Annotated in this window: 8 protein-coding genes; 2 read left to right on the forward strand and 6 right to left on the reverse strand. The window is 50.5% G+C overall.

Going from position 1 to position 8,469, the window contains the following annotated elements; genetic code table 11:
* Positions 1-9: 9 nt before the first annotated feature.
* Complete coding sequence (locus AC4IFB_RS20395; RefSeq protein WP_490781162.1) at positions 10-879, forward strand: prepilin peptidase; 870 nt, start codon at positions 10-12, stop codon at positions 877-879.
* Positions 880-982: 103 nt separating this feature from the next.
* Positions 983-1,579 carry a dephospho-CoA kinase gene (gene coaE / locus AC4IFB_RS20400; protein ID WP_490781163.1) on the forward strand — a complete coding sequence of 199 codons (597 nt, stop codon included), beginning with the start codon at positions 983-985 and terminating at the stop codon, positions 1,577-1,579.
* Positions 1,580-1,764: 185 nt separating this feature from the next.
* Here the strand turns inward: coaE and clpB are convergent, their stop codons facing one another.
* The 6 genes from clpB to AC4IFB_RS20430 form a co-directional block, all read right to left on the reverse strand.
* Positions 1,765-4,359: an ATP-dependent chaperone ClpB gene (clpB, locus tag AC4IFB_RS20405; protein WP_490774973.1), complete on the reverse strand. Its 2,595-nt coding sequence runs from the start codon at positions 4,357-4,359 to the stop codon at positions 1,765-1,767.
* 277 nt (positions 4,360-4,636) lie between these two features.
* The gene (gene purE / locus AC4IFB_RS20410; RefSeq protein ID WP_490774972.1) at positions 4,637-5,143 is read right to left on the reverse strand and encodes a 5-(carboxyamino)imidazole ribonucleotide mutase; all 507 of its coding nucleotides are present in this window, start codon (positions 5,141-5,143) and stop codon (positions 4,637-4,639) included.
* Positions 5,140-6,297: a 5-(carboxyamino)imidazole ribonucleotide synthase gene (purK, locus tag AC4IFB_RS20415; protein WP_490774971.1), complete on the reverse strand. Its 1,158-nt coding sequence runs from the start codon at positions 6,295-6,297 to the stop codon at positions 5,140-5,142. Before purK ends, purE begins: the two co-directional genes overlap by 4 nt.
* A 176-nt stretch (positions 6,298-6,473) precedes the next feature.
* Positions 6,474-7,187: a Crp/Fnr family transcriptional regulator gene (locus AC4IFB_RS20420; protein ID WP_490781164.1), complete on the reverse strand. Its 714-nt coding sequence runs from the start codon at positions 7,185-7,187 to the stop codon at positions 6,474-6,476.
* A gap of 150 nt (positions 7,188-7,337) precedes the next feature.
* A complete protein-coding gene (locus AC4IFB_RS20425; protein ID WP_490781165.1) occupies positions 7,338-7,769 on the reverse strand; it encodes a hypothetical protein in 432 nt (143 codons plus the stop codon).
* Between the two features lie 31 nt (positions 7,770-7,800).
* The coding region (locus AC4IFB_RS20430; protein ID WP_490781166.1) for an IlvD/Edd family dehydratase at positions 7,801-8,469 on the reverse strand (669 nt) is incomplete at its 5' end.

Consider the following 8,469-nt stretch of genomic DNA (forward strand, 5'->3'; position numbering starts at 1 on the left):
ATTGCCATTGTGATCGTTATTGACTTCCTTGCACAAAATAGCGGCGCTTTTCTGCTATTGGTGGCACTTATTGGCCTGATTGTTGGTAGTTTTCTGAATGTTGTCATCCATCGCTTACCTAAAATGATGGAGCAACAGTGGCATACTGATTGTGATGAACTGAAGGGAATAACCACACCCGAGTCATCAGAGGTCTATAACCTCAACACCCCCGCATCCCACTGCCCTAACTGCAACCATAGAATTCGCCCTTGGGAAAACATCCCTGTAGTGAGTTGGTTGCTGCTGAAAGGCCGCTGTTCAAACTGCAAAAATCCTATAAGTATCAGATACCCAATCGTCGAAGCGGTTACCGGAATACTCTCTTTCTGGATCGCTTTTCATTTCGGTTTTGCCTGGGAAACAGTGGCTGCACTGATTCTGACTTGGAGTCTGGTCGCTTTGACCATGATCGATTTCGATGTGCAACTGCTACCTGACAACATTACTCTACCCATTCTTTGGCTCGGCTTGCTGATCAATCTGGGAAGTCTGTTCACCGATATCAATTCAGCCGTTATTGGTGCGGCAGCAGGCTACCTGGCGCTTTGGAGTGTCTACCAGCTTTTCAAACGCCTCACGGGCAAAGAGGGTATGGGCTATGGTGACTTTAAACTCCTGGCTTTGCTTGGCGCCTGGTTAGGTTGGCAATACCTGCCGCAGATCATTCTGCTCTCAGCCCTGGTCGGTGCCGTAGTTGGCATTCTGCTGATTGTCGTCAGAGGTCGTGACAAGAACATCCCCATACCTTTTGGCCCCTACCTGGCTGCAGCAGGCTGGATCAGTCTGATGTGGGGCGACCAGATCAATCAGGCCTATTTACAATGGTCTGGTTTATAATCTCAGCTTCCGCAGTTGACCGCTGATATCTGGCTTATGGTAATGGTATGCCAAATCATTTACTGAATTTTAGCCTCACCCATGGGGTGAGCCGGATTACGCTGTGCTGACTGTGGCCCTGACTGGAGGAATCGGCAGTGGCAAAAGTGCAGTTTCCTCACATTTCGAATCATTGGGTGTGCCGGTTATTGATGCCGATGCTCTTGCCCACAAGATGGTCACTCCAGGTTCCCCTGCCCTGCTGGAAATCAAGAGGACCTTTGGTGACAACCTGGTCAATACTGGGGGAGAGTTGAATAGGTCAGCACTGAGAGAGATTGTCTTTAGTGATCCCTCTCAGCGGAAACGCCTTGAAGCCATTCTCCACCCACCAATCAGACAAGCTATGGAGAGCTGGCTTGAGCAGCAGACAGCCCCCTATGCGGTGTTGGTGATCCCACTGCTATTTGAAACCGGGCAGCAGGATATCGCCGAGCGGATCCTGGTTGTAGACTGCGATGAATCGCTGCAATACCAACGGGTTTCTGAGCGGGATAATCTGGACGATTCGCAAATTGCTCAGATCCTCGCCAGTCAGATCGATCGTCAGACCCGTCTACAAGGGGCTGATGATATCATTGAGAACAATGGCGACCTGGCTGCATTGATTGCAGCTACTGAGCAAATGCATCAAGCTTATTTAGCCCTCTCTGAAACTTAGCTATTAATCTGACTTTGCACTTAGTTTAACCGACCTGGCTTGGTGGGGCATGGCCCCACCCTACCGTTGAACTCAGGGTGTAGGGTGGGGCCATGCCCCACCAAATGCGTAATAATCTCGATTAACTCAGCTGTATAGCGATGGGACTATTCAAGCCACAGCGCTTGCAATGGATAGCAGCTGAATCATGCAACACTGATCTTCTGCCTTTTTTGAAAAATCAATCCGTCACCAGAAGTATCCACTTCGATCATATCACCGGGTCCAAACCGACCGGAGAGAATTTCCTGTGCCAATGGATTCTCAAGCTGCTGGCGTATCGCCCGCTTCAAGGGTCGAGCACCATATACAGGATCAAAACCAGCCTTACCCAGGAGGTCGAGCGCCGCATCTGAAACAGACAACACCATATCACTATCGGCCAGACGTTGACGAAGGTAATCAACCTGAATACTGGCAATCGCGCGTATCTGCTCCTCACCCAGAGGATGAAAGACAACAATCTCATCGACCCGGTTGATAAACTCAGGACGGAAGTTCTGTTGTACTGTCTCCATCACCGATGCCTTCATCTGATCGTACTGATCCTCAGTGGCCATCTCCTGAATGATCTGGGAACCCAGATTCGAGGTCATCACAATCACACTATTGCGAAAGTCTACTGTGCGCCCCTGACCATCTGTGAGCCGACCATCATCAAGTACCTGCAGTAGCACGTTGAACACATCAGGATGCGCCTTCTCCACTTCATCAAGCAGAATCACTGAATAGGGTCTGCGTCGGACAGCTTCAGTCAAATAGCCACCCTCTTCATAGCCTACATAACCTGGTGGTGCGCCAATCAAGCGTGCGACTGAATGCTTCTCCATGAATTCCGACATATCAATACGGATCATCGCCTCTTCTGTATCGAAGAGAAACTCTGCCAGAGATTTACACAGCTCTGTTTTACCTACACCGGTCGGGCCAAGAAACAGAAATGAACCATTGGGTTGATTGGGATCGGAAAGCCCTGCTCTTGATCGGCGTATGGCATCACTGACGGCTCTCACACCCTCCTGCTGTCCTATTACCCGCCTACCCAGCTCCTCCTCCATACGCAACAGCTTATCCCGTTCCCCCTCCAACATCTTGGAGACCGGAATGCCTGTCCACTTGGAGACCACGTCAGCAATCTCCTCCTCTGAGACCTTGTTTCGCAGCAGTTTCATCTCCTGCATCTCAGCCTGGGTTGCCATATCGAGCTGCTTCTCAAGTTCCGGAATCCGCCCATACTGAAGCTCTGACATACGTGCCAGATCACCAGCCCTATGGGCAGTTTCCAACTCCAGTCGGGCCCGCTCCAGGGACTCCTTGATATGAGTTGTCCCCTGCAGTGCTGCTTTTTCCGATTTCCAGATCTCTTCCAGGTCAGAGAACTCCCGCTCCAACCGTTCAATTTGTGCTTGCAGATCGGCCAGTCGCTTTTTTGAGGCCTCATCAGACTCTTTATTCAGTGCCTCACGCTCAATCTTCAGCTGAATCAGACGACGCTCAAGACGATCCATCTCCTCAGGCTTGGAGTCGATCTCCATGCGTATCTGAGATGCAGCCTCATCCACCAGATCGATGGCTTTATCGGGTAGCTGACGATCGGTGATGTAACGATGGGAGAGGGTTGCTGCGGCAACGATTGCCGGATCAGTGACATCTACTCCATGGTGCACTTCATAGCGCTCCTTCAAGCCTCTCAGGATGGCTATCGTATCCTCGACACTGGGCTCTTCCACCAACACTTTCTGGAATCTACGTTCCAGGGCGGCATCTTTCTCAAGATATTGTCGATACTCATCCAGGGTGGTGGCACCCACGCAATGCAGTTCACCCCGAGCCAATGCAGGCTTCAGCATGTTACCGGCATCCATTGCCCCTTCGGCCTTACCGGCGCCAACCATGGTATGCAGTTCATCGATAAAGAGGATAATCTGCCCCTCCTGCTTGGAGAGATCATTGAGTACTGCCTTCAGGCGCTCCTCGAATTCACCACGAAATTTAGCCCCTGCGATCAAAGACCCCATGTCGAGAGAGAGCAGTCGCTTGGTTTTCAGCCCTTCAGGAACTTCGCCGTTGACGATTCGCTGAGCCAATCCCTCAACAATTGCTGTTTTGCCGACACCAGGTTCACCGATCAGTACCGGATTATTCTTAGTCCGGCGTTGCAGAACCTGTATGGTTCGACGAATTTCATCATCCCTGCCGATAACAGGATCCAGTTTGCCCTGCTCTGCCCGCTCAGTCAGATCAATGGTGTATTTTTCCAGTGCCTGACGCTGATCTTCCGCATTCGGGTCGTCTACTTTCTGGCCACCACGCATCTTCTCAATGCTCTTCTCAAGGGCTTCCTTGGCAGCCCCGGCATTGCGCAACATTTCGCCCAGTTCGCCCTTATCCTCTACAGCTGCGAGAACGAACAGCTCACTGGAGATATATTGATCATTACGCTGTTGTGCTAATTTATCGGTCTGATTGAGCAGCCGCCCCAGTTCATTGGAAATATGCAGGTCACCGGCTGCGCCCTCGACGCTTGGGAGACGTTCGGTAGCAGCACTCAGACTGGAGCGTAATTGATTGATATTGACATCGGATTGCGCCAATAGGTGACGTACAGTACCACCCTCCTGATCGAGCATGGCGCTCATCAGGTGTACAGGTTCGATAAACTGATGATCCCGACCGACAGCAAGGCTCTGGGCATCTGCCAGAGCCATCTGAAATTTACTGGTCAAACGATCCATTCTCATGGGGTATTACTCCAAAAATCTTCTATTAATAACCATAAGGTGGGGCAAAACCCCGGTTTTTCAAGTTGATTTCGATGGGCTGAACCCGTGGCATGTGAGGATGAACCTAAACTGTCAGTAACTGCTCACTATAGTCAAAACAGTTGAATTTATTGGCATTCCGCCACGCTTGTGATTGTTGAATGGTGTGCTGAACTTCCCGGATTCCGTTGCACTTCATCCAGGTTACTTTCTAAAGATATCCTGAGGTGCGGCCGGGTCGTACCCGGCAAAAAAATCAGCAACTGGAATCCTGCTGCTTCTCCATCACTTCAACCTTACCCAGTACCATGGTTTCCAGTGATTGCTTGTAATCCTTAACTTTTTGTCGCATTTCGAGATCAGTGGCTCCGAGCATCTGAGTCGCCAGAATAGCCGCATTTTTCGCACCATTGATTGCCACTGTCGCCACAGGAACTCCTGGGGGCATCTGCACGATAGAGAGCAACGAATCCTCTCCACTCAAGGCAGAAGACTTAACCGGCACACCGATCACGGGCAAGGGTGTAATAGACGCCACCATGCCAGGCAAATGGGCAGCACCACCTGCACCTGCGATTACAACCTGCAAACCACGCTGTTCCGCACTTTGGGAATATTCATATAGTCTTGCCGGGGTACGATGAGCCGAGACAATGGTCATCTCATAAGGTATCTGAAACGCCTCAAGTTGCTTTGCGGCCTCTTGCATCACCGGTAGATCTGAATCACTACCCATTATGATGCCAACGATAGGTTTGCTCATGGATGCTGCTCCCCACAAATTTGAATTATATCCCGTACCTGCTCGGCTTTAGTTCGAGCACTATCCAGATCCTGATCGATAACAGTCACGTGTCCCATTTTCCGAAAAGGTTTAACTTCGGCTTTGCCGTAAATATGGAGACAGACGCCAGGAATGGCCAAAGCCTCCTGCAAGCCATTGAAAACCGGTGTGCCAACAGCATCCGCCTCACCCAGGAGATTGATCATAGCTGCTGGGGCCAACTGCTCTGTTGATCCCAGAGGCAGATCGAGTACGGCACGTAGATGTTGCTCAAACTGATCTGTTATACAGGCCTCAATGGTGTGATGACCTGAGTTATGGGTTCTTGGTGCAATTTCATTCACCAACAGTTCGCCATCTGCAGTCAAGAACAACTCAACACCAAACATACCTACCCCCTCGAGGGCATTGATGGTACGCATAGCCAGCGCCTCAGCCTGTTGAGCAATAGCTCTATCCACCTTGGCGGGGCAGAGCAACAGATCGAGAACATTTTCACCTGCGCGAAAGCACATCTCCACTGTTGGGTAAGCCACGCAATCTCCATTGGCGCGACGAGCAACCATCACAGCCAACTCTTTGTCAGCCTCGATAAAACGCTCAACCAGAGATGGTACAGGTAGATGAGCATTGAACGCATCAGCATCCAACATCACTGAGACCCCACGACCGTCGTAGCCGCCACGCCTGGCTTTCTGTACCAAAGGAAAACCAAAGGATTCAAAGTCGGCCAGATTCGGTTCTGCCATCTCTATAAATTCAGCTGTAGGAATATTCGCCTGACTGAGGAACCGCTTCTGTGTCAGCTTGTCCTGCAGGGTGGAGAGCAGAGCAGGAGCAGGATTGATCTTATGTCCCTCTAGCTCCAGTTGACGCAAGGTCTCAGTATCAATGTCTTCCAGCTCATAGGTCACCACATCACAGGATTCCGCCAATTCTCTCAATTTGGCAGGATCGTGGTAGCCGCCAATGATCTGCTCTCCGGCAACCTGACCAGCAGGCGACTTTGGATAGGGATCCAGAACGACACAGGTGCAGCCCAGGCGCTTAGCCGCTTTGACCATCATACGACCAAGCTGACCACCGCCTACCAAGCCAATACGGGCTATAGGAAAGGGGTAACTATCCTTCATGGTGTTGCGTAACTCATTATTGGGTAAGAAAACGTTACAGTATAACCGGCCTGGGCCTGGAATGTCTCATCTATCCTACAGATTCAAACCAAACCCCGCCTACTGAGAGAGAAATAGTGATTGAGTGATGAGGAAAATCATCATGAATATCCATTTGCCCCTTAAATCGAAGACGATCACTCCTTTTCTGCAGGCGCCTGAAGTTGAACCGCCCCTTTAGTAACACCCGCGAAGGCTTGCAGCCCCTCATCATCAAGAATATCAACCCGGCTTCCATCCACCCGAATCACCCCATGATCACTCAGATTATGCAGAATTCGGGAAAAGGTCTCTGGTGTCACTGATAGCCGGGAGGCGATTACCCCTTTAGGGACCTGCAACTCAATGCTGTCACCCTGCTCTTTGACAAGACTCCAGTGATTCCAGAGAAAACTGGCAACACGACAGCTTGCAGTTTGCAGTGTCAGATCATCAATTTCACGGATCAGCATCCGCAAGCGATGACTCATGTCAGCTAACAGATAAAAACAGGTCTCTACTGAGCCACGCAGCAACGCCTTAAAAGGCTCGCTTTCGAAACTCAGCAGATGAGTCTCCCCCATGGCCAGGGCATTGACTGGATAATCGGGTTCTTCACCGAACATCAATGCCTCAGCGAAGGTCTGCCCTGGAGATATGATCTCGATAACTTTCTCCTGACCCTGCAGCGACAGCCGAGTTAGCTTGACCTGCCCACTTGTCACCAGAAAAAAGTGCGTGGCAGGATCGCCAACCCGAAAATAGAGCTGGCCATCCAAGAGCTTTACCTCACGGGCCATCTGCTCCACTTTGCTGAATTGCTGATCATCCAGATGGGTAAACAGATAGCACTGCCGAAGATCGAATGTCACTACTCAGCCTCCTCTTCAAGTGCGTCTTTTAAAGAACCTTTAGATAGCCCTGAAACGAGCAGACCATCACTCATGAGAGACCATAACCCAGAAAGATTGCATTTTGCAGGTTTGATGTCGATACATGACTTACTCAAAGGTTCTTGAAACTCATCGATTCAGCTTCCATACCCGATAGTAGACAATTCCACTACTGTTATCGGTCACTAGCCATCGGCCGTTATCGAAATCAAAACGATTGTCACTATATTGCTGACAACTCAAATGACTCTGGTATTTGGAAAGAACCTCATCACCGGTAACTTCCAGAAACCATGCCGCAGGTGCCTGACAATCCACACTCAGGTAGTCGGCCTCATTTCGCAGATGAATATCAGTCTGCTTGGGAAGAATTTTCAGCCAGGCGCTGAATCCTCGAACCATGACGCCACCATCGGCCAGTAGCTCTATTTCCTCCAGTGAATTCTCAAAGCCATCTTTAAAAATCAACTCAGGATCTGTTGCAGTGGGATCTCCACCACTGCAACCCAGCTGCCAAATCAAGACAGTGTGGAGTACCACGCCAACCCATGACCTTTTCATGGCATATTTGCGCTCAATAAAATCCTATGCATCAATCCAGTTGTGATACATCCCTGACTGCGCCACGAGCAGCAGAAGTCGTCAGCGCTGCATAAGCCTTGAGGGCCTGAGAGACTTGTCGATCGCGATTTTTTGGTTTCCATGCCGAATCACCGAGCGCCTCCATTGCTTCGCGTCGCTGCTGCAACACCTCATCACTGATTACAACCTGGATTGATCGACCGGGAATATCAATTTCGATTCTGTCCCCCTCCACCACTAAGCCGATATTACCCCCCTCTGCAGCCTCAGGTGAGCAGTGTCCTATGGAGAGTCCGGATGTACCACCGGAAAAACGACCATCAGTGATCAGAGCACAATGCTTACCCAGCCCTTTCGATTTCAGGTAACTGGTAGGGTAGAGCATCTCTTGCATTCCAGGCCCGCCTTTAGGGCCTTCATAGCGGATAATCACCACATCACCTTCGTTAATCTGGTCATTCAGGATCGCATCAACCGCAGCATCCTGGCTTTCGAAAAGTCTTGCAGGCCCTGAAAATTTGAGGATCGATTCATCAACCCCGGCCGTCTTCACGATACACCCTTGTTCAGCCAGATTTCCAGAGAGTACGGCAAGGCCGCCATCTTTTGAGTAGGCGTGCTCTAAGTCCCGAATACAACCTGCAGCGCGATCCAAGTCGAGTGCCGGCCAGCGAGCCTG

Source organism: Candidatus Thiodiazotropha sp. AKIB8 (assembly GCF_058244675.1).

Bases quoted from the DNA above. Each gene is read 5' to 3' on its own strand.
- purK (WP_490774971.1), bottom strand. From the start codon at position 6,297: ATGAAGGATAGTTACCCCTTTCCTATAGCCCGTATTGGCTTGGTAGGC.
- purE (WP_490774972.1), bottom strand. From the start codon at position 5,143: ATGAGCAAACCTATCGTTGGCATCATAATGGGTAGTGATTCAGATCTA.
- AC4IFB_RS20425 (WP_490781165.1), bottom strand. From the start codon at position 7,769: ATGAAAAGGTCATGGGTTGGCGTGGTACTCCACACTGTCTTGATTTGG.
- clpB (WP_490774973.1), bottom strand. From the start codon at position 4,359: ATGAGAATGGATCGTTTGACCAGTAAATTTCAGATGGCTCTGGCAGAT.